Source organism: Mycobacterium sp. NGS68, from assembly GCF_059812195.1.
In genome coordinates this window covers 106,152-128,897 of record NZ_JCALCE010000007.1, presented here as the reverse complement: position 1 = coordinate 128,897, position 22,746 = coordinate 106,152, and the positions used below count along the sequence as shown (strand labels likewise).

Sequence of the window (22,746 nt, the reverse complement as noted above, 5' to 3'; positions counted from 1 at the left end):
CCGGCACGGGCGACTCTACCGTATTAATAGACCGTCAGTCGGTTTATCAAAGGAGAACAATGCTTCAGTCCAACCCGACCCAGCGGACCAGAGCATTCGCCCGGGTGATCGGGCCCTTCGTTGCCCTGGTCACCGCGATCGTCGCCCTGCGCTTGCCCAAACTCAACAGCCTGCTCAACGATCTCTTCGCCAACGCGGTGCTGCCGTGGATCCTCGGCGCCATGATGCTCGTCGGTGGACTGATCATCATCGCGTTCCACCAGTCCTGGCGCGGCGCCAGCGCCATCGTGATCTCGTTATTCGGTTGGTTCGTCGCGTTGCGCGGGCTCGCCCTGATGGCGCTGCCCAACGCCATCGAATCGGGCGCCGACCAGACCCTGTCCAATCCCGGACTGCTACTCGGAGCGCGAATTTTCTTCGGACTGCTCAGTGTGGTGGGACTCTGGCTGACGTACGTGGGCTGGATCGCAGCGACACCGAAATCGGTTACCGAGAAGCCACTTTCGACAACCGGCGTGCAGTAGCGCTACCGCGCCTGGCGGGACGGCCCGGGCAACGGCCAGGATGTACGTATGTCGGGTCTGTTGGTCGCCGGTACGACGAGCGACGCCGGCAAGAGCACGGTGACCGTCGGGCTGTGCCGCGCGCTGGCCCGACGAGGGGTCAAAGTGGCGCCGTTCAAGGCGCAGAACATGTCAAACAATTCGATGGTGTGCGCGGGTCCCGGCGCCCAGGGCGCGGAGATCGGCCGCGCGCAGTGGGTGCAGGCGCTCGCGGCCGGGGCCACCCCCGAGCCGGCCATGAACCCCGTCCTGCTCAAGCCGGGCAGCGACCAGCGCAGCCACGTGGTGGTGATGGGCAGACCCTGGGGCGAGCTGGCGTCGTCGAACTGGGTCGAGGGACGACGGGCGCTGGCCGAGACCGCGCATCGCGCCTTCGACGACCTCGCCAGCCGCTACGACGTCGTCATCGCGGAGGGAGCCGGCAGCCCGGCCGAAATCAATCTGCGCGCAGGCGATTACGTCAACATGGGGCTCGCGCGTCATGCGGGACTGCCGACGATCGTCGTCGGGGACATCGACCGCGGCGGGGTGTTCGCCGCGTTCCTGGGCACCGTCGCGCTGCTGTCCGCCGAGGACCAGGCGCTGATCGCGGGGTTCGTGGTCAACAAGTTCCGCGGCGACCTCGACCTACTGACGCCCGGCCTGCGCGACCTGGAAACACTCACCGGCCGACGGGTGTACGGCACGCTGCCGTGGCATCCCGACCTGTGGCTGGACTCCGAGGACGCCCTCGACCTGGAGGGCCGGCGCGCGCCCGGCGCCGCGGCCCGGCGGGTGGTCGTCGTGCGCTTTCCCCGAATCAGCAACTTCACCGACATCGACGCGCTGGGCCTGGAACCGGACCTGGACGTGGTTTTCGCCTCCGACCCCAGCGCGCTCAGCGACGCGGACCTGGTCGTGCTGCCGGGCACCCGCGCGACGATCGCCGATCTGGCCTGGCTGCGGGCGCGAGGTCTGGACCGTTGCGTGCTGGACCACGCCGCGGCGGGCAAGCCGGTGCTGGGCATCTGCGGCGGATTTCAGATGCTGGGCCGGGCAATCAAAGACCCGCTCTACATCGAAGGGCCGACTGAGGAGGTCGATGGGCTGGGGTTGCTCGATGTGACAACGACATTCGACGCCGAGAAGGTTCTGCGACTGCCGCGGGGCACGGGCCTCGGCGCGCCCGCGTCGGGGTACGAGATCCACCACGGCCGGATCACCCGCGGCGAGGCGGCCGAGGAGTTTCTGGGCGGCGTGCGCGACGGGCGGGTGTTCGGCACGATGTGGCACGGCGCCTTGGAGGGTGACGCCCTGCGCGAGGCCTTCCTGCGCGAGACGCTCGGACTGCGCCCGTCGGGCACGCGCTTTCACCCCGCACGTGAACGCCGCCTCGACCTCCTCGGTGACCTCGTCGAACGCCACCTCGACGTCGACGCCCTGCTCTCCCTGGCCCGGCACGGCTGCCGGCCCGCCCCGCCCTTCCTGCCGCCCGGGGCGCCGGCTCAGCCGGGATAAGGCGGAAAGTACATCTCCTGGCGCACCGTGCACACCAGGTCGCCGTTGCGGTTGAACATCGTCCCGCTGGCCAGCGCGAGCGAATCCGCGCTGCTGGACGAAGAGCGTTCGAACAGCAGCCAATCCGACAGCACCGCCGGACCGTGGAACCACACGGAATGATCGCGCTGCGCCGACTCCCCGACCTTGCCGCGCGCGGCGAACGCCGGCTCGGTGAGCGTCACCGCCGACAGGTAGGCCACCAAACTCGCGGCCAGCACCGGGTCGTCGGGAACCTCGCCGTCGGGGCGCCACCACATCCGCGACCGCGCGGGCGGCGTGTTCTCGATGTCGATGATCCGGCGTTCGAACCAGCGCAGGCTCGCATACCGAGCCTGGCCCTCGGACTCGGCCATGTGCGGCGCCACCCACGGCAACGACTCGGGTTTTGCAGTCGACGGCAACGGCGGCTGGTAAACCACCGCGGCCGCAGAGGGATCGGCGACCTTGAACGACGACATCGCTTCCAGCAGGATCTTGTCGTTCTGCCGCGCGGTCACCCGGCGCGCCGAAAACGTCCGGCCCTCTTGAAGATCGACGACGTCGAACTGGACCGGCCGGCGTGAGTCGCCCGGGCGCAGGAAGTACGTGTGCACGCTGTGCGGCGCCCGGCCCGGCGCGGTGTGGCTGGCGGCCAGCAGCGCCTGCGCCGAGATGTGTCCGCCCAGGATGTGATTGCCCGGCGCCGGTAATTGCTGCCCGACGAAGCGCCGCGGGTCCACCGTTTCGAGCTCCATGGTGGGCAGCACATCGCCGAGCGAGGACATCAGAGGTACCGCCGCAGCCGTCGCAGCGCATGCGCCGACGCGGACCCCGCCACGGGTTGCAGCGCCTTATCCAGTTCCGCCCGCACCGGCGGGTCGTCGAGATGCATCCCGATCGCCACCAGGCAATTGGGAACGGCCCGCGGCGGCGCCTTCGCGATGTGCACTGCGGCGCCGACCAGGTTCACGACATAGGCGCGCTCGCTCGCCCGGTGGCGCACCGCCACCACACCCTTGAGCCGGAACACCCCGGGCGGCGGTTGTTCGAGCAGGTCGAGCAACGCGTCGGGGTCGACGCAGCCCGTGCCGCTCACGGTGACGGAATCGGCGTGCACGTGGTCGTGCGTGTGCTCGGGCGCCAGGTCGAGCAACGACAGTTGCCCGGTCGTCTCGACCTCCCCGGACGCGTCGAAGAGCAGCGCCGGGTCGATGCGGCCACCCGTCGTAGCCACCACCTGTACCCGTGGGTTGCGTTGCGCCACACGTTCTTCGACGCGCCGCACCAACGCCGATCGCTCGTCTTCGGGCACCTGGTCGAGCTTGTTGACGACGACCAGCGACGCCGCGCCGTACCGCACCGGCGGCAGGACCGTGCGGTCGACGGTGTCGAAGTGCTGCAGCGCGTCGACGACGTCGACCAGCCCGCCCGGGCGGACACCGGAAACCTTGCTGAACCCGATGATCCGCGCGATCGCGACCGGATCGGCCAGGCCGCTGGCCTCCACGATGATGGCATCGAGGCGACGCGCCGGGTCGGCGAGTTTGGCCAGCGAGTCGTCGAGGCCGCCGTCGTCGGGCAGGCAGCAGATGCAGCCGCCGGCGATGGACGCGGGCTCGTCGACCTGACCCGCGACCAGCGCGGCGTCGACGTTGAGGTCGCCGAAGTCGTTGATCACCACGCCGATTCGCGTGCCCGGATGACCGAGAAGATGGTTGAGCAGCGTTGTCTTGCCGGCGCCGAGATGCCCGGTGAGTGCGATCACAGGTATCTCAGGCACAGTCCTCCCCCTCGACGTCGGCTCGGTCATCCGAGGCTAGCCGTTCCCGACACCGGCCTGACCGAGTGCCAAGATTGTCGCGTGCCGGACTGGACATATCACCCGCTGCGCCCGACGGCGGAGAGGCTACTGGGCGAACGTCGCACCCGCGTCCTGGCGCTGCGGTTCCTTGCGACGCTGATCAGGCACGCGGGCGGTCGACGCTGGATCCCGGTGGTCTTCGACCACGCTCCCCCGCCGCCGCAATGGTCGGACCGGTTCGGCGCCTCGGTTCCGCCGTGGATCGCGGCCGACGCGATCCCGGTGCTCGCGGTGCAGGGCGCCGGCGTCATCGAGGTGAATCCGGTCGGGCTCGCCGACGTCGACACCGTGCGGCGGGCGGCCGCAGGCCGGCACTGCCGGGTCACCGCCGTCGCCGACGGCGCCGAGGCGCGCGACGCGGTCGCCCCGTACGTCGACGCCGCCACCGTGGGTGACCCCGACGCGGTGCCGATACGGCTCTGCACCGGGGAACTCGCGCCGGCGGTGGCGGCGCTGGCCGATCCGGCCGATCCTTCGGCGACCGTGCTGGCCACCCCGGCGGTGTTGATCGCGGCCGGACCGAACTGGTTCAACCGGGTGATCGAGGCGGCCACACCCACGTCACCGCCGGTGCCGCTGCGCCGCGTCCCGGCGAACCCCGTGCGCTGGCCGGGCTGGCTGTGGGCCGCGCTGGTGGGCATCGGCCTGATCGTGGCCGGCCTCGGGGCGGGGGTAATCGCGGTGGGTCCGGTGCTGCTGGGCTACGACCGCAACTACCTCGGTGCGTCCGTGGCCGATCTGCGCCAGCTCAATGAACATCTCGTCGGGTTCCTGCAGCATGACCGAATCACGATGGCTGGCAACATGATCGGCATCGGAATTCTCTACCTGGCGCTGGCGCAGGCGATGCGCCAGGGCTACCGCTGGGCGCGCCGGACACTGGCGATCTCGGGGCTCGTCGCCTTCGGCAGCTATTTCTACTTTTTCGGTACCGGCGGCTTCGTGGAGCCGTTGCACACGGTGGTCGTCCTCGCGCTGTTCCCGATGCTGGTGGCCGCGGTCTGCCGGCGCCTCCCCGGTCCGCACTGGCCACCGGTCGTCGAAGGGCCGGAGCCGCAGCGCCGCCGTGCCTTGTGGGGTCAGCTGCTGATGATCGGCGTCGGCGGAGGTCTGACGGTGGCCGGCCTCACCATCTCCACGGTCGGGATGACGTCGGTGTTCGTGCCGACCGATCTGGAGTTCATGGGTACCCACGCCGAGCATCTGCGGTCCGCGAACGTCCACCTGCTGCCGTTCATCGCCCACGACCGGGCCGGCTTCGGCGGCGCGCTGATCGGCGCCGGGCTGGCGGTCCTGCTGATCAGCCTGTGGGGGTGGCGGCGCGGGCAGCGCTGGGTGTGGTGGTCCCTGTTGCTGGGGTGCGCCTTCGGCACGATTCCGACGTTGGTCATCCACTTCGCGGTGGGCTACACCAACTTTGGCCACCTGTTGCCGGTCTACGTGCTGGTTGTCGCGGTTACCGCGGCGCTCGCCCTGTCGAGGAGCTACTTGAGGGGCTAGCGTCCGCGGATTCCGGGGTCCACAGCGGCGGCTGGCCGGGCTTGCCGGGAAACAGAAAATCGACGAAGGCGGCGGCCGTGGGCTGCGGCTCATGATTAGCCAACCCCGGTCGCTCGTTGGCCTCGATGAACGCGTAGCGGTCGCCGGTGACGTCCGGGACCACCAGGTCGATGCCGGTGACGGGTATGCCGATCGCCTCGGCGGCCGCCACCGCGACCTGGCGCAGCGTGGGGTTCACGTCGGCGGTGACGTCGCGGATCGTGCCGCCCTGGTGCACGTTGGCGGTGCGACGCACGCTGAGGCGGGTTCCTTTGGGCAGCACGTCGTCCATCGTCCAGCCGGCCTCGGCGACCGTCGCCTCCGTGGTTTGGTCGAGCGGGATCTGTGACTCGCCGCCGGTGGCCGCGGACCGCCGACGGCTTTCGGCCGCGATCAGGTCCCGCACGCTGTGCTCGCCGGTGCCGATGATGGCCGGGGGTGTGCGCAGCGCGGCGGCGACCACCCGGCCGTCGATCACGACCAACCGAAGGTCCTCGCCGGCGACGCGCTGCTCGATCAGCACCTCGGGATATTCCTCACGGGCGCGCGCCACGGCGGCGGTGAGCTCGTCGGGACCGTTCTCCCCGGTGACACCCACGGTGATGCCCTTGCCCTGCTCGCCGCGCGTGGGCTTGACGACGACCTCGCCCACCTCGGTCAGGAAGGCGTAGTCGTCGTCGTCGAAGGTGGCCAGCCGGGCCCGCGGCACGGTGATACCCGCCTCCGAGACCAGCCGCCGGGTCAGGCGCTTGTCGTCACACCGGCACATGGCGATCGCTGAGGTGAGCTCCGACAGCGACTCCCTGGTGATCAGGCTCCGGCCACCGTGGCTGAGCCGCATCTCGCCGGTCTCGGCGTCGAGCACCTCGACCGCGATCCCGCGCCGCTGGGCCTCGTCGGCGATGATCCGCGCGTAGGGGTTGAGGTCGTCGACCGTCTCCGACGGCGGGGTGAACAACGGCTCGTTGATCGCGTTCTTGCGCTTGATCGCCAGCACCGGGACGCGGCGGAATCCCAGCTTCTCGTACAGGGCGATGGCGGCCTTGTTGTCATGCGCGACCGACAGGTCCAGGTAGGCGCGGCCCAGGTCGCGGTAGTGCGCGGTCAACGCGCGGGTCAGGGTCTCGCCGATGCCGGGCAGGCCCGCCGCGGAATCCACCGCCAACGTCCACATGCTGGACCCGCGCTCGGGATCGGAGAAGAGCAGTTCGTGGTCGACGCCGGTCACCGAACCCACCACGGTGCCGTCGTCGTCCCGCACTGCCAGCAGGTAGGTCACCGCCTCGACATGCAGATGGTTTTGCCAGATCACGTCGACCGGCGCCGGGACCATTCCGCAGCGGACGAACACACGGTTCATGGCGTCGGCGTCGCGCTCCTCGTTCAGCTCGCGGATGGTGACGCCCGGCAACGCGACGTCCTCCCCCGTCGCTCCGGTGAAGCGGAGCCGATAGGTGTGGCTGGGGTCGATGAACAGCTCGTTGGGCGCTCCGGCGACGAGCACGTGGGATTCACGTGCATAGATGCAGATATCACGGCGCCCCGGAGCTTCGCGTCGCAGCGCGTCGGCCAGCGTGCGGGAATCGGCGAAGGTCTGGCCGAAAATGAGCCGACCCCAACCCAACTCGAGCTCCACATCCTTGGCCATCGCGTCCACCAGGTGTTGCGGGGAGGCGTCGTGCAGGCCCAGCGTGATCGCCTCGGCCTCGGCCGGATCGTTTGGCGCCATCACCCCACCCTAACGGTCGACGGGGGGCGCGTCGCGGCGCCCGTCAGCCTAAACGCGGCTCTCCCAGTGTGAAAACGGCGTCGTCGACGATCGCGCCGAGGTGACGTCCCGGACGCAGCCACGACTGCAGGGTGCCGGACGACGAGACGTCCACGGTGAGCAGGGCCGGCCGGATCCGGCCGGAGAACGTCAGCAGCGAGTCCCCGATGCGGCCGTCGCTGAACTGCTGACGCGCAGTTGCTTTGGCCTTCAGGGGGATCGCCGGGCCCAGCACGCGCGGGGTCGCGCTGACCGACCAGGAAATCTCGTCGGCACCCGTGCCGGTGACGGTGCGATTGGGCGCAATCTCACCGTCGAAGCGGGCCAGGGTCTTGGGCATCGCCCAGTTGGTGCGGCCGCCGACCAGGCTGGGCCGCGAGTCCACCGACATGAAAGCCACATTGCCCCAGGGTCGTAAGCCCGTGCGGGACGCGATCATGCCCAGCACCTCGTCGTACTCGCCGACGGGAGTGTCGGTGTAGCGCACGAAACCCCCGACCGTGACGAGCGCCGGGCTGCCCGCCAGCGCCGACGGCAGCGCGGCGGCGGCGGCACGGCCGCCGCGACCGAGCCACAGCAGCGCCGAGCAGTGGCACTCCCACGGGGCCGGCGCCGAGTTGTCCGGCAGGGTCGCCAGCAGGGCTTGGCTCAAGGTCGTTTCGGGAACCCCGCGCAGGCCGGACAGTTCCGCTCGGACATCGCTCATGATCTACCCTCCGCCCGCGCCTGGTAGGCGGCGCGTTGTGCCTGGTCCAGTTGGGCGGTGACCCGGTTGCCTCCCGACAACCGGAACACCGCGTCGACGAATGATGCTGGGATCGGGGCCGTTCCGCGCGAGATGAGGCCAACCGTCGTGGGCACGAACACCGTTCGCGACGCTCCCCTGCGAATCTCCTTGACCACCGCGTCGGCCACATCCTCGGGATTGACCACCAGGAACCGCTCCAGCAGACCTGGTGCGGACATGCCGGCGATCAATTCGGTCCGCACGAATCCCGGACAGATCGCGGAGATCTTCACGCCGCTGCCGCGCCACTCCTGGCGCAGCGCCGAACTGAAGCCGACGACGGCGTGCTTGGCGGCGCAGTAGGTGGCGGCATTCGGAGAGGCCAGCGTGCCCATGACGGAGGCGATGTTGACGACGTGGCCCTTTCCGCGTCGCGCGAATCGGACGCCAACCAGGCGGGTGCCGGTCAGGACACCGATCAGGTCGATCTCGATCGTCCGCCGGGTCAGGTTCGGGTCCTCCCTGAGGAACGGCCCGATCGGCATGATGCCCGCGTTGTTGACCAGCACGTCCAGGCCGCCGAGTTCGGCGGTCGCATGATCGAGGAAGCTCTCGAAGCTGGTCGCGTCCATCACGTCGAGGTGATAGCCCACCGCGTTGATGTCGGCTGCCGTCTGCTTGACGATGGCCTCCTGCACGTCGCCGAGGACCACCCTGGCACCGCCGCTGATCAGGGCCTCGGCGATCGCCCGGCCGATGCCCTGCGCGCCGCCGGTGATCGCGACGCGCAGACCAGCCAGTTTCGCCATAGAGCCCAGGATGTCACACCACGAACGTCTGGTGCAGCTCGCCGATGCCGGTGATCCAGCTGTCCAGGCATTCGCCGGCGGCGAGAAACCGCGGCGGCGTGAGTCCACCCCCGACGCCCGCGGGGGTGCCGGTGAAGATCACGTCGCGGGGCAACAGCGTGACGATCTTCGACAACTCGGCGACGAGCCTGGGAACCGGGAAGATCAGGTCCCGCAGCCCAGCTCCACGTCGTCGGGGTCGTCGAACTCGTCGGGCGTGACGAGCCACGGGTCCTGCGGCGCGAACCCGGCGTAGGACTTGCCGCGTCCGAATTGCGGTGCGGGGCCGCGCAGTTGCGTGCCCCCGCTCGGAGGGGTCCTGCCCAAAGCCCGCCACGTGCGACCGAGCCGATCAGCAGGAGGTGGTCGCCGGCCTCGATGGTCTCATGGAGCTCGCAGCCGGCCCAGCCGGCGATGTCGTCCAGCCGCGGGAGGCCCCACGACATCTGTTCGAATGGTCTGCGCATCGCCGAAATCAAATTTCCACGACAGCTTTTCGGCGACTGGCGGATTGCTGCCGAGTTCGGAGGACTATACGCTCTCGATGACAGGCGTTACATCCCCGGCAACACCGGTCACAAACTAGGGAAAAGCAATGATGAACCGCAAGCGTTTCGTAAAGCCGTTGCACGAGAGGCGCTTTGCGTTCGGTGTAGCGACGGGGCTGATGTTGTCCGCGCCGCTGCTCGCAGCCCTGACAGGTTGCGGCGGCCCGTCGACGCCGAGTACGTCACCGATGCACGGTGAGACACACGGCGGCGTCGGGGTGGGGGAAACGATCACGGGCGGCGAGCAGATCGACACGATGATCATTACCGAGCATCTGCTGCTCCACGGCCCTAATGGGTCGCTATATGAGATAAGCATCGTCAAGGACGCGAACGGCAAGGACGTGGTGACCGCAACGCCCGCCGGACCCCGCTGAGCGACCTCAGCGAGCGGCGCCGAGCCCTGGCTAGCCGAGGCGGCAGGCGCACGACGCGCGAATCGGCACGTCGGCACGCGCCGCGGCGAGCGCGAGCTGCTCGCCGATGGCGGCCGCTTCGTCGGAGCGGCCAAGCCGCCGCAGGCATTCGTGATATCCGTGCAGGCTCCACACGTTTCCCGGATGCTGGCAGGGTCTGGCCAGGGTGGGATCCAGTCCCAGGTCGGCGGCGTAGACGGCCGCGGCCTCGTCGACGTGGCCCTGTTCGAGCAGCAGCGCCCCGTACGCGTGCCGCGTGGGCTGCATCCAGCCCCAGGGCTCGTCGTAGGGCAGCGCGTCGTCGATGGCGACCGCGCGCCGCAGGTGACTGAATGCCTCGTCGAAACGCCCTTCGCGGTAAGCGATCTCGCCGTCCAGCATGGCCGCGGCCACGGCCAGGATGTCGCGGCTGGTGTTGTTGAACAGGTACCTGGACTCCGGTATCCGGTCGTATGCGTCGGTGAACGCGACGCGCTCGGCGTGGGCCTGCGCCAGTCGACCGGTGGCCGCCAGCGCGACGCCGCGCCCGTAGTGCATCGTTGCCGCGGTGGTGCAGTACAGGTCGTAGTCTTCCGGCAGCGGCTGCGCGAGCAGTTCGTCCCACCGCCCGAAGCGCACCAGCACATGGGTCCGCAACGGCACGAACGCCTCGAGCCAGTCGGCCATCGGCGGCGAGACGATCGACAGCAGCGCGGGCGTCAGCTGGCCGGCGAGCTCGTCTGCGGCCTGCAGCGCGATTTCCGACCGGCCCTCGAACATTGCCGAGTACACCACGAAGTGCAGATCGTGCGCCCGGTACAGCGAGTAGAAATTCAGCGGACCCTCGCGGCTGACGAAACGCCGGTCCGCCTGCACCGCAGCAAGATTCGCCTCCACCGAACGGCCGTAGTCGCCGCACAGCACGTCGATGTGGCTCGGCATGTGCCTCAGGTGCCCGGCGTCGGGCACCAGCCCGCGCAGCAGGTCAGCGGCCGGCTTCGCCTCCTCCGGCGTCGCCGACATCTCCATGACGTGCAGATACAGATGCAGGACCCCTGGATGCTCGCGACCGGACGGGTCCGCCAGCGCGTCCTCGAGGATCCGCTTGGCCGCCAACACCCTTGAGCCGACCGCCGGCTCGCCGGTGCGGGTGTCCCACAGTGCCCAGGCCGTCACGTTCACCAGGGCATCGGCGGCCAGCGCCTGCACGTCGATGTCCTCGGGATGGGCCGCCGCCAGCGCGGTCATGGCGTCGGCGTAGGCGCCCAGACCCGCCCGCAGGGCCTCCGTGTCCGCGGGGTCCGCGGTCGGAAAGCGGGCCCGCAGCGCGGCGATCAGGCCCCGTTCGACGGCGCTGGCCCGACCCTCGACGGCCAGCTGCAGCTCGGTGTGCGCGCGAGCCAGCGACGCGGTCAGATCGACCGGATCGAACGCCTCCCACGCCTTGTTGTAGTTGGGGCCAACCGAATACGCGATCCCCCAACGCGCGACGGCCAGATCCCCATCGAATTCCAGCGCCCGCTCGAAGCAGTGGATCGCCTCTCCATGGTTGAACGCGTAGGCCCACACCAGGCCGCGGTCGAACCAGAGCTGCGCCCGCGCGGAAGTGGTTTCTACCGGGCGGTGATAGGCACCGAGATCGAAATAGTCGTCGTCGGCGGTCATGATTCAGGACAGTCTGTTCCGCCGCACCTGGTTGAACGGCACGCCACGATCGGCAGCGTACTCGCGCGGTAGGTTCAGGACGCGTTCGGCGATCACGTTGCGCGCCATCTCGGTGGTGCCGCCGCCGATGCTGGCGATCTGACGGCCCACGTAGCGCACCCCGACGTCGAGCAGCCCGGCGCCGCCGTCGACGACGGCCTCGGTACCCGAAACGACCAGTCCCGCATCGGTTTCGACGTGGTGCACCGCGGCCATGTACAACCTGATGATCGATCCCGCAGTCGGCGGCAGCGTGCCGTCTGCCACGGCGTGGAAAACGTGCTCGCTGAGCTGCTGCTGCACTGCGCGGTGCACCAGAGCCCGGCCGACCAACTCGCGGGCGCGTTCGCTGTCAGCCTGGCCGGCACTACGTGCCACCGCCATCAGGTCGATCGAAACATCCTGCGCCTCAGCAATTCCGGGGCCGCTGGTGTATTCCGAGCCGTCGCCCATGGTGCGGCGCTCGTGGAAGAGTTGGCGCGACGCGACCTCCCAGCCCTTACCCGGTTCCCCGACCACCGCGTCGTTACCGACGTCGACGTCGTCGAGGAACTCTTCGCAAAACTCCATCGAGCCGTTGACCTGTCGGACGCGGTTGATGGTGATCCCGGGATGCGCCAGCGGCACCAGGAACATGGTCAGCCCCTCGTGTTTCGGTGCCACCCAGTCGGTCCTGGCCAGGCAGAGGCCGAAGTCCGCGTGGATCGCCCAAGTGCTCCACGTCTTGGCGCCGTTGATGATCCACCGCCCGTCCCGCCGGTCGGCGCGGGTGATGACGCCGGCGAGGTCCGAGCCTCCGCTCGGCTCCGACAGCAGCTGCACCAGCACCTCGTCGCCGCGCAGGGCCGCCCGGATGTGAGCACGCTTCTGCTCCTCGCTGCCCATGTCGAGGATCGTCGCGCAGCAAATGGCGAACGACGGGACGTTGAGCAGCAGGGGCGTCTCGTATCCTGCCGACTCGGCGTCGAATGCCTTCTTGTACTCGTAGGACAGGCCGAGCCCGCCGTATTCTCGCGGAAAGCAGATGCCGGCAAATCCCCCGTCCCACAGGGTCTTCTGTAATTCGCGGGCCCGCAGCCAGGTGTCGTCGCCATCGCGCGTGCGAATCGCCGGGCGGTCGGGATCCAGGCGCGGGAGGTTCACCGCCAGCCAGGATCTGGCCCGACCGCGGAATTCCTCGACCGTCTCAGCAACCATGACTTCGAACGAGTCTGCGCGTCATCCGCCCAGGGCCTCCCGCCGCGAGGGTGCTGAGCGATCGCCCAACATTGCTGTCAGACTGTACCGCGGCGCAATCACGCGGGCGCCTCCTCGGAGTCCGGGTCCGGTTCGGGATCCTGTGACGACTCGTCGGGGATGTTCGCCCCGGCAAGGAATCCGGCAATGGTGCCGAACAGGGTGAACCCGCCCGCCTTGACCGCCGCGTCGGCGTCCGACCAGGCCAGCAGCACCGCAAACCCGGCTACGCTCAGCAGCCCATAGAGCTTGACCACCGATGACGGTATGCCGCGACGACTGCGATTGCGCGTCGTGAGGCGCAGGACGATCACGCCCGCGAGGACGAGCACGACGATGACGCTCGCAATAATCACCTTGGCCATCGACGTAGCTTAAGACGAGTCCGTCGATGGTTTACAGTTTCCGGATGATGTGTCACGCCTTCGCGGATCGGACCTGAGCGTGGACGCCGACACCGCGGGCACCGTGGAGCTATTGGCGATCGAGTCCATCAAGCAGCTCAAAGCGCGCTACTGCCGATATCTCGACACGAAGGACTGGGCCGCGTGGCGGTCGCTGTTCGCCGACGACCTGGTCAGCGACACCTCCGAGGCCGGCGGCAAGCGGATCGTCGGGGCCGACGATTTCGTCGCCTTCACCCGCAAGAACATCGGTCGCCCGGCGCAGGCCACCGCGCATCAGGTGCATGCCCCGGAGATCGAGCTGACGTCGGCGACGACGGCGCGCGGCGTGTGGGCGCTGCAGGATGTCGTCCGGTTCGGGGCCGGGGTGAGCCTGGTCGGCTACGGCCACTACCACGAGACCTACGAGAAGGTTGACGGGCAGTGGCTTATCAAGAGCTCCAAGCTAACTCGACTGCGGGAGGACATCGTCACTCCCCTGTTCTCGTTCTACGTTTCCGACCGGATCCGCAGGGTCACCGGCAAACTCGCCGGCCGGTTGACGGAGAGGTGAGGCATGGCCGTCGACACCATCCTGGTAACCGGGGCCTTCGGACAGATCGGCAGGCGTTGCGTGCAGCTCCTGCTGGAGCGCGGGCGGACCGTCGTCGCGGCGGACCTGCCCAACGATCAGACCGCCGCGGTGGCGCAGGCCTTGAGTTCGGGTGAGCACGGCCCGCGGCTGGTCCCGGCCTTCGTCGATCTGCAGGATGCCGCGGCGGTGCGCGAGCTGATGCTCACGCACCGGCCCGACGCCGTCATCCACCTCGCCGCGATCGTCTCGCCGCCGTCGTACCGGAACCCCGCGCTGGCCCGCCGGGTGAACGTGGGCGGCACCGAGAACCTGCTGGCCGCCGCCACGGCGCTGCCCCGGCCGCCGCTGTTCGTGCTGGCATCCAGTGCGGCGGTGTACGGCTCACGCAACCCGTATCGCTACCCGGAGCGGATCACGCCCGATACCCCCGTGGATCCGATCGACCAATACGGCGAGGACAAGGTGCTGGCCGAGGCCGCGGTCCGCGCCAGCGGCCTGCCGTACGCGCTGCTTCGGCTGGGCGGCGTCATGTCGCCGGATTCCCAGTTCGGCGGCGACTATCTGCTGCTGGTCCGCGCCACGCCGGGCGACAACCGCGTGCACATCGTGGATTCGCGGGATGCGGCGCTGGCATTCGCCAACGCCGTCGATCGGGCGGCCACGATCGACGGCAAGGTGCTGCTCATCGGCGGCAACGACTCATTCCTGAAGCAGCAGCGCGGCCTCGAGGACGACGTGATGGCGGCCGTCGGCCTCGGACGGTTGGGCCCCTCGGCCAGCCTGCCCGGCGATCCCGACGACGACCGGGGCTGGGCCTTCACCGGCTGGTTCGACACCACCGAATCGCAGGCGCTGCTCGACTTCCAGGAACACGACTGGGATCAGACCGTGGCATGGGTCGCCGAAGCCCGCGGCCGGCTGCGCGTGGTGTTGCGCATCCTCGGCCCGGTCCTGCGGCCGCTGATGCGCACGGCCCTGAGACTGCAGCGCTGCGCCGAGCGGCGCGGCCCGTACGCCGATCCGTGGACGCTGATCGCAAAGAAGTACGGCCCCGCCGCGCTGGCCGGCGCGGACTAGTTTGCGCGACGGCGCCGCGCCGCTGGGGCTTGCGACGCGACACTTAACCTGCGGCGACGACACGCCGACAAACTCCGCCGCGGGTTAAGTCTCGCGGCGGGCACCAGCGGTGGCGAAGAAGACCGCCGCCTTGCGGACGGAGTCCGCGACGGGTTCGGGTGTCCATCCGAGTTCGCGTTCGGCCTTGCTGTGGTCCAGCGGCGACATCAGTTCGGCCATCCGCGCCCCGGCGTAGGCCATTGGCAGGTCGCGGCGCAACAGTCGCGCCAGCACGTCGTTCACCCGTGCCACGGCGCGCATCACGGCCATCGGTATCGGGATGCGCGGAGGGCGTCTGCCGACGGCTTCGGCGGCGATGGTATGCAGCTCACGGATGCTCATGTACCGGTCGGAGATGATGTAGCGTTCGCCGCTCCGGCCATGGTCCGCGGCGAGAAGCATTGCCCTGGCGGCGTCTTCGATGCCGACGACCTCCGACGAATACCCGAGGTAGAACGGGAAGCGCCCGGCCGCGACCAGCGCGATCACGGATCCGTGTGGAGTCGGCGCCCAATCGCCGGGGCCGTAGGTGGTGGATACGCACATCGCGACGGCCGGCAGGCCGCGCTCGCGCGCGTAGGACATGACCAGGTTCTCCGCCGCCACCCGTGACTCGATGTAAGCTCCGCCGTCGTCCCAGTTGTGCGGATCCTCCTCGGTGACCGGCCGGCTCTCGCTGATGGCCAGGGTGCCGGTGGTGCTGGTGAACACGAACTTGCGCAGGTCGGCGGCCGCGGCCGCGTCGAGCACGTGTCGCAGGCCTTCGACGTTGGTGCGGAACAGCGGCGCCGGATCACGCAACCACATCCGGGCGTCGACGACGCAGTAATACACCACGTCGCAGCCGGCCATCGCCGCGCGTAATGCGTTGTCGTCGAACACATCACCGTAGCAGCGCTCAACGTCGAGATCATCGATGCCGTGCGTGGAACTGGTGTGGCGCAACATCACTCGGACGTCGGCGCCCGAAGCGACCAGCTGCCGCGTCACGTGTGATCCCAAAAAGCCGCTCGCGCCGATCACCAGCTTCTTCATGTCCGTCGGGGATGCGTCAGCGGTCACCCGACCAGGGTAAAACCTGTGTACAAAACGCCCGCGGCGCACCGCGTATTCGTAATGTCGCGGGGCCACGGGCTACCCTGTACCGGCGCTTTGCGCGATCGCACTGCTCGAAGGAGGTGCCTGTGCGGGGGTCGACGGAAACCATCGAGGCCGATTACCTGGTGATCGGTGCCGGCGCCATGGGGATGGCGTTCACCGACACGCTGATCACCGAGTCCGAGGCCAGCGTGGTCATCGTCGACCGTGCCCATCAACCGGGCGGCCACTGGAACGCGGCCTACCCGTTCGTGCGGTTGCACCAACCGTCCGCGTACTACGGCGTCAACTCAAGAGCGTTGGGCAACAACACCATCGACTCCGTCGGCTGGAACCAGGGGCTCGGCGAGCTGGCCCCCGTCGGGGAGATCACCGCGTACTTCGACGCCGTCATGCACCAGCAGTTCCTGCCCACCGGCCGGGTCCAGTACTTCCCGATGAGCGAATACCTCGGCGACGGCCGGCTGCGGACGATGGCGGGCACCGAATATGTCGTCAACGTCAACAAGCGGGTCGTCGACGCGACGTATCTGCACGCGATCGTCCCCTCGATGCGGCCCGCGCCGTACGCGGTGGCGCCGGGAATCGACTGCGTCCCCCCGGCCGAACTGCCCAAGTACGCCCCGCGAGAGCGGTATGTGATCGTCGGGGCCGGCAAGACCGGTATGGATGTCTGCCTCTGGCTGCTGCGCAACGGCGTCAGCCCGGAGCGGTTGACCTGGATCATGCCGCGCGACTCCTGGATGATGGACCGCGCGACCCTGCAGCCCGGGCCGACGTTCATCAAGCAATTCCGGGCCAGTTACGGCGCGACGCTGGACGCGATCGGTGCCGCGACGTCGACGGACGACCTCTTCGATCGGCTGGAGAGCGCGAAAACTCTCCTGCGCCTCGACGCCTCGATACGGCCGACCATGTACCGGTGCGCAATCGTGTCGCAGCTGGAATTCGAGCAGTTGCGCCGCATCGAGGACATCGTCCGGATGGGCCACGTGCAGCGCATCGAGCCCACCGCGATCGTGCTGGACGGCGGATCGATCACGTCCTCACCGTCGGCGCTGTACGTCGACTGCACCGCCGACGGAGCGCCGCAGCGTCCGGCTACCCCGGTGTTCGACGGCGACCACCTCACCCTGCAGGCGGTGCGCGGCTGCCAGCAGGTGTTCAGCGCCGCGTTCACCGCCCACGTCGAATCGGCCTACGTCGGGGACGAACTGAAGAATGAGCTCTGCGTGCCGGTTCCACACCCGGACCGCGATGTGGACTGGATGCGGCTGACGCTTTCCGATCTGCGTAGCCAGCATCGCTGGCTCGACGACGACGAGCTGACCGACTGGTTGAGCACCGCGCGGTTGAACCTCCTCGCCGAGTTGCTTCCGCCGCTGTCGCACAAGCCGCGGGTGCGCGCGCGGGTGGTGTCGATGTTCCAGAAGAAACTGGTCACCGCGATCGAGCAGCTGGAAAAGCTGCTCAGCGAGCACAGTTTCGAGTCCTTGGACGAGCGGCGCTAGCCGTGTCGCAGGACTCCGGGCTGGACATGCCCCTGGCCGCGCTGCCCGATTCCGGGTACGTCTATCAAACCGGCTGGCGGCTGGCCACATCCGACATCGACGAACACAAGCGGCTTCGCCTCGACGGCGTCGCGCGCTACATCCAGGAGGTCGGCGCCGAGCATCTCGGCGACGCGAACCTGGCCGAGGTGCACCCGCATTGGATCGTGCTGCGCACGGTGATCGACGTGCTCAAGCCCATCGAGTTACCGAGCGACATCACCTTCCGGCGTTGGTGTGCGGCGCTTTCCACCCGCTGGTGCAACATGCGTGTTCGGCTCGAGGGCTCCGACGGCGGCCGCATCGAAACCGAGGGTTTCTGGATCTGCATGAACAAGGACACCCTGACGCCCGCGCGCTTCACCGACGAAACCATCGCGCTTTTCGGCAGCACCACCGATAACCACCGGCTCAAGTGGCGGCCCTGGCTCGCCGAACCGATCGCCGACGGCATGGCCACGCCATTTCCGTTGCGCCGCACGGATATAGACCTTTTCGAACATGTCAACAACACCGTCTACTGGCACGGCGTGCACGAGATACTGGGCCAGCTGCCCGAATTGGAGAGCGCGCCGTATCGGGCCGTGCTGGAATACCGCAGCCCCATCAAGTTTGGTGAAGCGGTGACCATCGTTTCCGAGCGCCAGCAGGACACGGTGCGCATGCAGTTCGTGGTCGGCGACGACGTGCGGGCCGCCGCGCTGGTGCGCAAGCTGTAAGGGCTTTTCGAGTGCGCGGCTGGCGGCACGCTGGTCGCCGAACGTGCGGCCAGGCACACAGCCGAAACGCGCATCTCGACCCAGGCCTCAGCGGTCGATCCACGCCATTTGCGCCTCGGCGTGATGCCCGCCCACGGCGGGGGTGAGCTGGTCGAGTCGGGCCAGCTGATCGGCGGAGAGCTCGACGCCGTCGGCGCCGGCGTTCTCCTCGAGGCGGGACACGCGCTTGGTTCCCGGTATCGGGACGACGGCGGGGCCGCGCGCCGCTTTGGCCAGCAGCCAGGCCAGCGCGACCTGGGCCGGGGTGGCGCCGACGTCGTCGCTGATGGCGCGAAGCTGATCCGCGCTGGCGAGGTTGTGCGCGAAGTTCTCCGCGAAGAAGCGGGGGTTGGTCTTGCGGTAGTCGGTGTCGGGCAGCCCTTCGGTGGAACGAATTGCGCCAGTCAGGAATCCGCGGCCCAGCGGCGAATAGGCGACGAAACCGATGCCCAGTTCGGCCAGTAGCGGCAGCACCGCATCCTCCTGATCACGCGTCCACAGCGAGTATTCGGATTGCACGGCCGTGATCGGATGTACCGCATGGGCGCGGCGGATGGTGTTGACGCCGACCTCGGACAGCCCGATGTGCCGAATCTTGCCCTCCGTGACCAACTCGCTCAGCGTCCCCACCGTGTCCTCAATCGGCGTGCCGCGGTCGAGGCGGTGCTGGTAGTACAGGTCGATATGGTCGGTTGCCAGCCGTCGCAGAGAACCGTCCACGGCAAGGCGGATATTCGCGGGGCTACTGTCCAGCCCGTCACGGCCGGTGTGGGAGATCAGGCCGAACTTGGTCGCCAGCACTATCCGATCGCGTCGGCCGCGCAGCGCTCGCGCAAGAAGCTCTTCATTGATGTAGGGGCCGTAGACCTCGGCGGTGTCGATCAGCGTGACGCCGAGGTCGATGGCCCGGTGGACGGTCCGTATCGCTTCGGCGTCGTCACTCCCGGCGCCGGCGTATGCCACCGACATGCCCATGGCGCCCAGACCGAGGCGCCCAACCTCCAGATCGGCGAGGCGAGCCTGCTTCATGACGCCATTCTCCGACGGCGAATTCCTTCGGCGACGGGCGGGTAGCGTGGCGCTCGTGGACCGCGCAGCTACCGCACGACCGGACCGCAATCTGGCCGTCGACTACTACCGCGTATCCGGCGTGATCCTCATCGTGCTCGGCCACTGGCTGGCGGGATCGGTGACCTACAACGACGGACAGTTCGGCCGCCAGAACCCCCTGGTGGACCAGCCGTGGACCCAATGGCTGACCTGGCCGTTCCAGGCGGTCCCGGTGTTCTTCCTGGTTGCCGGCTACGCCGGCGCGCTGTCGTGGATGCATCACAGCGACAGCGGCGCAATGTCGCGGCAGGCGTGGGTTCGACATCGCCTGGCCCGGGTACTGGGTCCGACGGCGGTCTACGTCGGACTGGTGTCGCTGGTGGTGGAGGCCCTGGACGTGGTGGGCGTGCCCGGCACCACGATGGAGTATGCGGGTTGGGCGATCGCGATGCACCTGTGGTTCCTCGCGGTCTACCTGATCGTCGTCTCTCTGACGCCCATTGCGGTTGCGGCGCACCGACGTTGGGGGTTGCTGGTACCGGCGGCCCTGGCGGTCGGAGTCGCGGCGGTGGACGTCGCGTCGGTCGGGGCCCACGTGCCCTACATCGGCTGGCTGAACTATCTGTTCTGCTGGGGTGCGCTGTACCAGCTCGGAATCGCCTGGTACGGCGGGCTGTTGGCGGGCCGCCGCGCGGTGCTGCTGGCGGTCGGGTCGGCGGTCGCGCTGGCGCTGCTGATCATCGTCGGCCCCTTCCCGGTCAGCATGATCGGCGTTCCCGGCCAGCCGGTGCAGAACACCGAGCCGCCCTCGGTGGCGATGGTTGCCTTCGCCTGCGCGCAGGCCGGCATCGCGATATCGCTTGCGCCCGTGCTCAACCGGGCCCTGCGTCCCCGCCGCGTCCGGCGCGTGCTGTCGGTCGCCAACGGCAACATCATGGCGCTGTATCTGTGGCACATGATTCCCGTCGTCGTCGTCGCGATCGTCGCCTATCCGGCCGGGCTGTTGCCGCAACCGCCCGAAGGGAGCGGCCTGTGGTGGCTGGTCCGGCTGGAGTGGGTGGCCGTCCTCAGCCTCGTGACGGCGGTCGAGCTAATGCTGTTGTGGTGGGGGCGGCGCTTGTTCGCGGCCGCCCTGCCGTCGGTCGGCGTGCCCGTCAACGAGCGTTGGGTAGAGCCGCTCACCTTGGTCGGTGCCGCGACCGCGGCCTACGGGCTGGCGTTCTTTGCCGCCAAAGGCTTCGCGCCCGACGGCCACTTCCCCTGGGTGACGGCGCTGATCTTTGCCTTCGGAGTGGTCCTGGCGGCGATGCGCCCGAAGGTGCCTGCACACGCCCGCGGGTGACGCCTTTCGGGCCCTCCGCCCCTGCGGTCGGGGACCAATGACTCCTGCCCCGAGGCCGTTCGGCCGATAGCGTCCTCGACAAGGCAGAGGAGAGTGTCATGGCCGAGTTCAGTACGCACCCAGGGATCGTCGTCGGAGTCGACGGTTCGCCCGGCTCCAAGGTCGCGGTGCAGTGGGCCGCTCGCGACGCGGCCTTACGCCACGTTCCGCTGACATTGGTGCACGTGCTCCCCACCGCCGCCGACAGCTGGATGCCGTCCTCCCTGCTCCCGGACTGGGCGCACAGCCACCAAGAGCACGGGCAACGACTGCTCGCCGAGGCACTCGAGTTCGCGCGCGAATGCTATGGGCGGGAGCCTGCGCAGATCCATTGCGAAATGCCCGCTGCAGCTACCGTTCCCGCGCTGGTCGAGCTGTCCAAAGACGCCGATCTCGTGGTGGTTGGCTGCCTCGGCACCGGCACGTTGCGGGGCCGCCACATGGGCTCGGTGAGCGCGGGGCTGGTGCATCACGCACGGTGTCCGGTCGTCGTCATCCACGACGACTTCGACGCAGATGCGGATGCGGATGCCGCGCAGTCGCCGGTGCTCGTGGGAATCGACGGGTCTGCAGAGTCGGACCTAGCGGTCGCGATCGCATTCGACGAAGCCTCCCGCCGAAACGTCGGGGTGACGGCCCTGCATGCGTGGAAGCCGGTGGGTGTTTTGGATGCCGTCGTCAGCCTCCCCGGTCCCGGTTGGTCGGAACTGCGGGCAAAGGAGGACTTGATCGTGGCCGAGCGCCTGGCCGGCTGGAGCGAACGCTACCCCGACGTGCCCGTTCGCCGCGTCATCGTCCGCGACCATCCGGCCCGGCAACTCGTGGATGGCTCCGAGTCCGCCCAGCTGGTCGTGGTGGGAAGTCACGGTAGCGGCGGGTTCGCGGGGATGCTGTTGGGCTCGGTGAGCGCGGCCGTGGTGCTGTTGTCCCATGTGCCGGTCATCGTGGCACGCGAGTCGCTGGCGCGGACCGGATGAACCTCGCCGCTGGGTGAGCCAGGTGCCGGCGACCGGTTGTGAACAGGAACACATCCGGCGACTTACGGTGATGCTATGGGTAGCCTAACCTAATGCCCATCTCACCGCGCTGGCGCGGCGGCCACGGCGATCGCGCGCTACTGATGCCGATCGACCCGCATGCGGACGCCTCCCGCCGTGCCTGGCTGCCGTGCCCGAACTGCGACTGGGGCCGCAACAAGTGCTCGGAGTGCCGCAGCACCCGCAACTGCGGCGAGCACTGGCAGTACCTGCTGAGCAACCGAGCGACGCTGGTGCACCTGCAGTGCCCCGGGTGTACCAACGTGTGGTCTGTCGACACCCGGAATCGCTAGCGCGCGAAGGCTTTCACTGACGCCGCGGAGTCCGGCCGACCCCAGGTCCCGAGGTCCGGCAGCGGGCGTTGGCAGACCGCGCGCGCCTCGTCGGCGGTGAGCCCGAATAGGCGCAGCACGTTCGCCGTCATCGCGTCGGCGGCCGACGGTCCGTCGCGATCCGGATTGTTCCGCAGCAGCACCCCCAGCCCCAACAACGCCCCGCCGGCCGTGGCCAGGGCCAACTCCGGGTCCTCGATCTGAAACCGCCCAGCAGCCGCGGCGGCCTTGATGTCACGCAGGGCCCGGGGCGCCAGTCCGCGATCGGCCGACAGCAGCCCCGGCCCGTTGGCCAGCAGAATGTCGCTTTCCTGTGGACGCTCGCGGAACAGCCGCCCGGTCAGCCGGAAACTGGTGGCAAACGTCTCGGCGGGATCTTCCAGCGTCTCGGTGAGCGCGTCCAGCAGCGCTCCGTGGGCGTCGAGCACGTCGGCGACCGCGGCCTCAAACAGCTGCTCCTTACTGTCGAAATGGTTGTAGAACGAACCCATCCCGACGTCGGCGGCCCGGGTGATCTCCAGCACCGGGACATTCGTCTTGCCTTCGGCAATCAGCCGCTGCGCGGCCTTGACCAGCGCCGACCGCGTGCGCTGCTTGCGAAGCTCCAACCGGTTCGCGGGCGCCACGCCCCCTGGCGATCCGCTCAATCTGGCCTCCGTTCGCCGACCCGTCCCTAGCAGTATGCCTCACTCTTGATGATTTCGTCAGAATCTCTTGACGGCGCGTCCCTTGATATGTG

General features: G+C 68.8%; 22 protein-coding genes and 1 pseudogene. 11 read left to right on the top strand and 12 right to left on the bottom strand.

The window, feature by feature from the left end; all coding sequences use genetic code 11:
• Positions 1–59 precede the first annotated feature (59 nt).
• Both AC5Y5V_RS10580 and AC5Y5V_RS10575 read left to right on the top strand, forming a co-directional pair.
• The gene (locus AC5Y5V_RS10580; RefSeq protein ID WP_499933857.1) at positions 60–524 is read left to right on the top strand and encodes a hypothetical protein; all 465 of its coding nucleotides are present in this window, start codon (positions 60–62) and stop codon (positions 522–524) included.
• Positions 525–572: 48 nt separating this feature from the next.
• Positions 573–2,060 carry a cobyric acid synthase gene (locus AC5Y5V_RS10575; RefSeq protein WP_499933855.1) on the top strand — a complete coding sequence of 496 codons (1,488 nt, stop codon included), beginning with the start codon at positions 573–575 and terminating at the stop codon, positions 2,058–2,060.
• On the opposite strand, the gene AC5Y5V_RS10570 is transcribed toward AC5Y5V_RS10575, so the two are convergent.
• Both AC5Y5V_RS10570 and AC5Y5V_RS10565 read right to left on the bottom strand, forming a co-directional pair.
• A complete protein-coding gene (locus AC5Y5V_RS10570) occupies positions 2,048–2,869 on the bottom strand; it encodes an acyl-CoA thioesterase (RefSeq protein ID WP_499934208.1) in 822 nt (273 codons plus the stop codon). The genes AC5Y5V_RS10575 and AC5Y5V_RS10570 overlap by 13 nt on opposite strands.
• Positions 2,866–3,861, bottom strand: a complete 996-nt coding sequence (locus AC5Y5V_RS10565) for a CobW family GTP-binding protein (RefSeq protein ID WP_499933853.1) — start codon at positions 3,859–3,861, stop codon at positions 2,866–2,868. Before AC5Y5V_RS10565 ends, AC5Y5V_RS10570 begins: the two co-directional genes overlap by 4 nt.
• A gap of 81 nt (positions 3,862–3,942) precedes the next feature.
• On the opposite strand from AC5Y5V_RS10565, the gene AC5Y5V_RS10560 reads away from it, so the two are divergent.
• Positions 3,943–5,442, top strand: coding sequence for a hypothetical protein (locus AC5Y5V_RS10560; RefSeq protein ID WP_499933851.1), 1,500 nt, complete (start codon positions 3,943–3,945; stop codon positions 5,440–5,442).
• Here the strand turns inward: AC5Y5V_RS10560 and ngg are convergent.
• The 4 genes and pseudogenes from ngg to AC5Y5V_RS10540 all read right to left on the bottom strand — a co-directional run.
• Complete coding sequence (gene ngg, locus AC5Y5V_RS10555; RefSeq protein ID WP_499933849.1) at positions 5,399–7,210, bottom strand: N-acetylglutaminylglutamine synthetase; 1,812 nt, start codon at positions 7,208–7,210, stop codon at positions 5,399–5,401. The two genes, AC5Y5V_RS10560 and ngg, sit on opposite strands and share 44 nt — an antisense overlap.
• Positions 7,211–7,253: 43 nt before the next feature.
• A complete protein-coding gene (locus tag AC5Y5V_RS10550; protein WP_499933847.1) occupies positions 7,254–7,955 on the bottom strand; it encodes an acetoacetate decarboxylase family protein in 702 nt (233 codons plus the stop codon).
• Positions 7,952–8,785, bottom strand: coding sequence for an SDR family NAD(P)-dependent oxidoreductase (locus AC5Y5V_RS10545; RefSeq protein WP_499933845.1), 834 nt, complete (start codon positions 8,783–8,785; stop codon positions 7,952–7,954). Before AC5Y5V_RS10545 ends, AC5Y5V_RS10550 begins: the two co-directional genes overlap by 4 nt.
• 13 nt (positions 8,786–8,798) lie before the next feature.
• Positions 8,799–9,173: pseudogene (locus tag AC5Y5V_RS10540) on the bottom strand (fumarylacetoacetate hydrolase family protein); the annotation flags it as partial.
• A 246-nt stretch (positions 9,174–9,419) separates the two neighbouring features.
• Here AC5Y5V_RS10540 and AC5Y5V_RS10535 point away from each other — a divergent pair.
• Positions 9,420–9,749, top strand: a complete 330-nt coding sequence (locus AC5Y5V_RS10535) for a hypothetical protein (protein ID WP_499933842.1) — start codon at positions 9,420–9,422, stop codon at positions 9,747–9,749.
• 30 nt (positions 9,750–9,779) lie between these two features.
• Here the strand turns inward: AC5Y5V_RS10535 and AC5Y5V_RS10530 are convergent, their stop codons facing one another.
• The 3 genes from AC5Y5V_RS10530 to AC5Y5V_RS10520 all read right to left on the bottom strand — a co-directional run bounded on the left by AC5Y5V_RS10530 (position 9,780) and on the right by AC5Y5V_RS10520 (position 13,072).
• Positions 9,780–11,432 carry a tetratricopeptide repeat protein gene (locus AC5Y5V_RS10530; protein ID WP_499933838.1) on the bottom strand — a complete coding sequence of 551 codons (1,653 nt, stop codon included), beginning with the start codon at positions 11,430–11,432 and terminating at the stop codon, positions 9,780–9,782.
• A 3-nt stretch (positions 11,433–11,435) separates the two neighbouring features.
• Positions 11,436–12,668, bottom strand: a complete 1,233-nt coding sequence (locus AC5Y5V_RS10525; RefSeq protein WP_499933835.1) for an acyl-CoA dehydrogenase family protein — start codon at positions 12,666–12,668, stop codon at positions 11,436–11,438.
• 98 nt (positions 12,669–12,766) lie between these two features.
• Entirely contained in the window at positions 12,767–13,072 is a 306-nt protein-coding gene (locus AC5Y5V_RS10520; protein ID WP_499933833.1) for a hypothetical protein, read from the bottom strand.
• A gap of 73 nt (positions 13,073–13,145) precedes the next feature.
• Between AC5Y5V_RS10520 and AC5Y5V_RS10515 the strand changes: the two genes are divergently transcribed.
• Entirely contained in the window at positions 13,146–13,664 is a 519-nt protein-coding gene (locus AC5Y5V_RS10515; RefSeq protein WP_499934204.1) for a nuclear transport factor 2 family protein, read from the top strand.
• Positions 13,665–13,667: 3 nt separating this feature from the next.
• Positions 13,668–14,762 carry an NAD-dependent epimerase/dehydratase family protein gene (locus AC5Y5V_RS10510; RefSeq protein ID WP_499933829.1) on the top strand — a complete coding sequence of 365 codons (1,095 nt, stop codon included), beginning with the start codon at positions 13,668–13,670 and terminating at the stop codon, positions 14,760–14,762.
• 84 nt (positions 14,763–14,846) lie between these two features.
• Here AC5Y5V_RS10510 and AC5Y5V_RS10505 read toward each other — a convergent pair whose 3' ends face one another.
• Positions 14,847–15,836 carry an NAD-dependent epimerase/dehydratase family protein gene (locus AC5Y5V_RS10505; RefSeq protein ID WP_499934201.1) on the bottom strand — a complete coding sequence of 330 codons (990 nt, stop codon included), beginning with the start codon at positions 15,834–15,836 and terminating at the stop codon, positions 14,847–14,849.
• 206 nt (positions 15,837–16,042) lie between these two features.
• Between AC5Y5V_RS10505 and AC5Y5V_RS10500 the strand changes: the two genes are divergently transcribed.
• Both AC5Y5V_RS10500 and AC5Y5V_RS10495 read left to right on the top strand, forming a co-directional pair.
• Complete coding sequence (locus tag AC5Y5V_RS10500) at positions 16,043–17,410, top strand: NAD(P)/FAD-dependent oxidoreductase (protein ID WP_499934199.1); 1,368 nt, start codon at positions 16,043–16,045, stop codon at positions 17,408–17,410.
• 26 nt (positions 17,411–17,436) lie between these two features.
• A complete protein-coding gene (locus tag AC5Y5V_RS10495) occupies positions 17,437–18,168 on the top strand; it encodes an acyl-[acyl-carrier-protein] thioesterase (RefSeq protein WP_499934197.1) in 732 nt (243 codons plus the stop codon).
• Between the two features lie 87 nt (positions 18,169–18,255).
• Here the strand turns inward: AC5Y5V_RS10495 and AC5Y5V_RS10490 are convergent, their stop codons facing one another.
• Positions 18,256–19,236, bottom strand: coding sequence for an aldo/keto reductase (locus AC5Y5V_RS10490; RefSeq protein WP_499933825.1), 981 nt, complete (start codon positions 19,234–19,236; stop codon positions 18,256–18,258).
• A 55-nt stretch (positions 19,237–19,291) separates the two neighbouring features.
• On the opposite strand from AC5Y5V_RS10490, the gene AC5Y5V_RS10485 reads away from it, so the two are divergent.
• The 3 genes from AC5Y5V_RS10485 to AC5Y5V_RS10475 all read left to right on the top strand — a co-directional run bounded on the left by AC5Y5V_RS10485 (position 19,292) and on the right by AC5Y5V_RS10475 (position 21,968).
• Positions 19,292–20,599, top strand: coding sequence for an acyltransferase family protein (locus AC5Y5V_RS10485; protein ID WP_499933823.1), 1,308 nt, complete (start codon positions 19,292–19,294; stop codon positions 20,597–20,599).
• A 98-nt stretch (positions 20,600–20,697) separates the two neighbouring features.
• On the top strand, positions 20,698–21,615 hold the full coding sequence (locus AC5Y5V_RS10480; RefSeq protein WP_499933822.1) for a universal stress protein: 918 nt from the start codon (positions 20,698–20,700) through the stop codon (positions 21,613–21,615).
• A 92-nt stretch (positions 21,616–21,707) separates the two neighbouring features.
• Positions 21,708–21,968, top strand: a complete 261-nt coding sequence (locus AC5Y5V_RS10475; protein WP_499933818.1) for a hypothetical protein — start codon at positions 21,708–21,710, stop codon at positions 21,966–21,968.
• On the opposite strand, the gene AC5Y5V_RS10470 is transcribed toward AC5Y5V_RS10475, so the two are convergent.
• Positions 21,965–22,654, bottom strand: coding sequence for a TetR/AcrR family transcriptional regulator (locus AC5Y5V_RS10470; RefSeq protein ID WP_499933814.1), 690 nt, complete (start codon positions 22,652–22,654; stop codon positions 21,965–21,967). The genes AC5Y5V_RS10475 and AC5Y5V_RS10470 overlap by 4 nt on opposite strands.
• Positions 22,655–22,746: the final 92 nt, after the last annotated feature.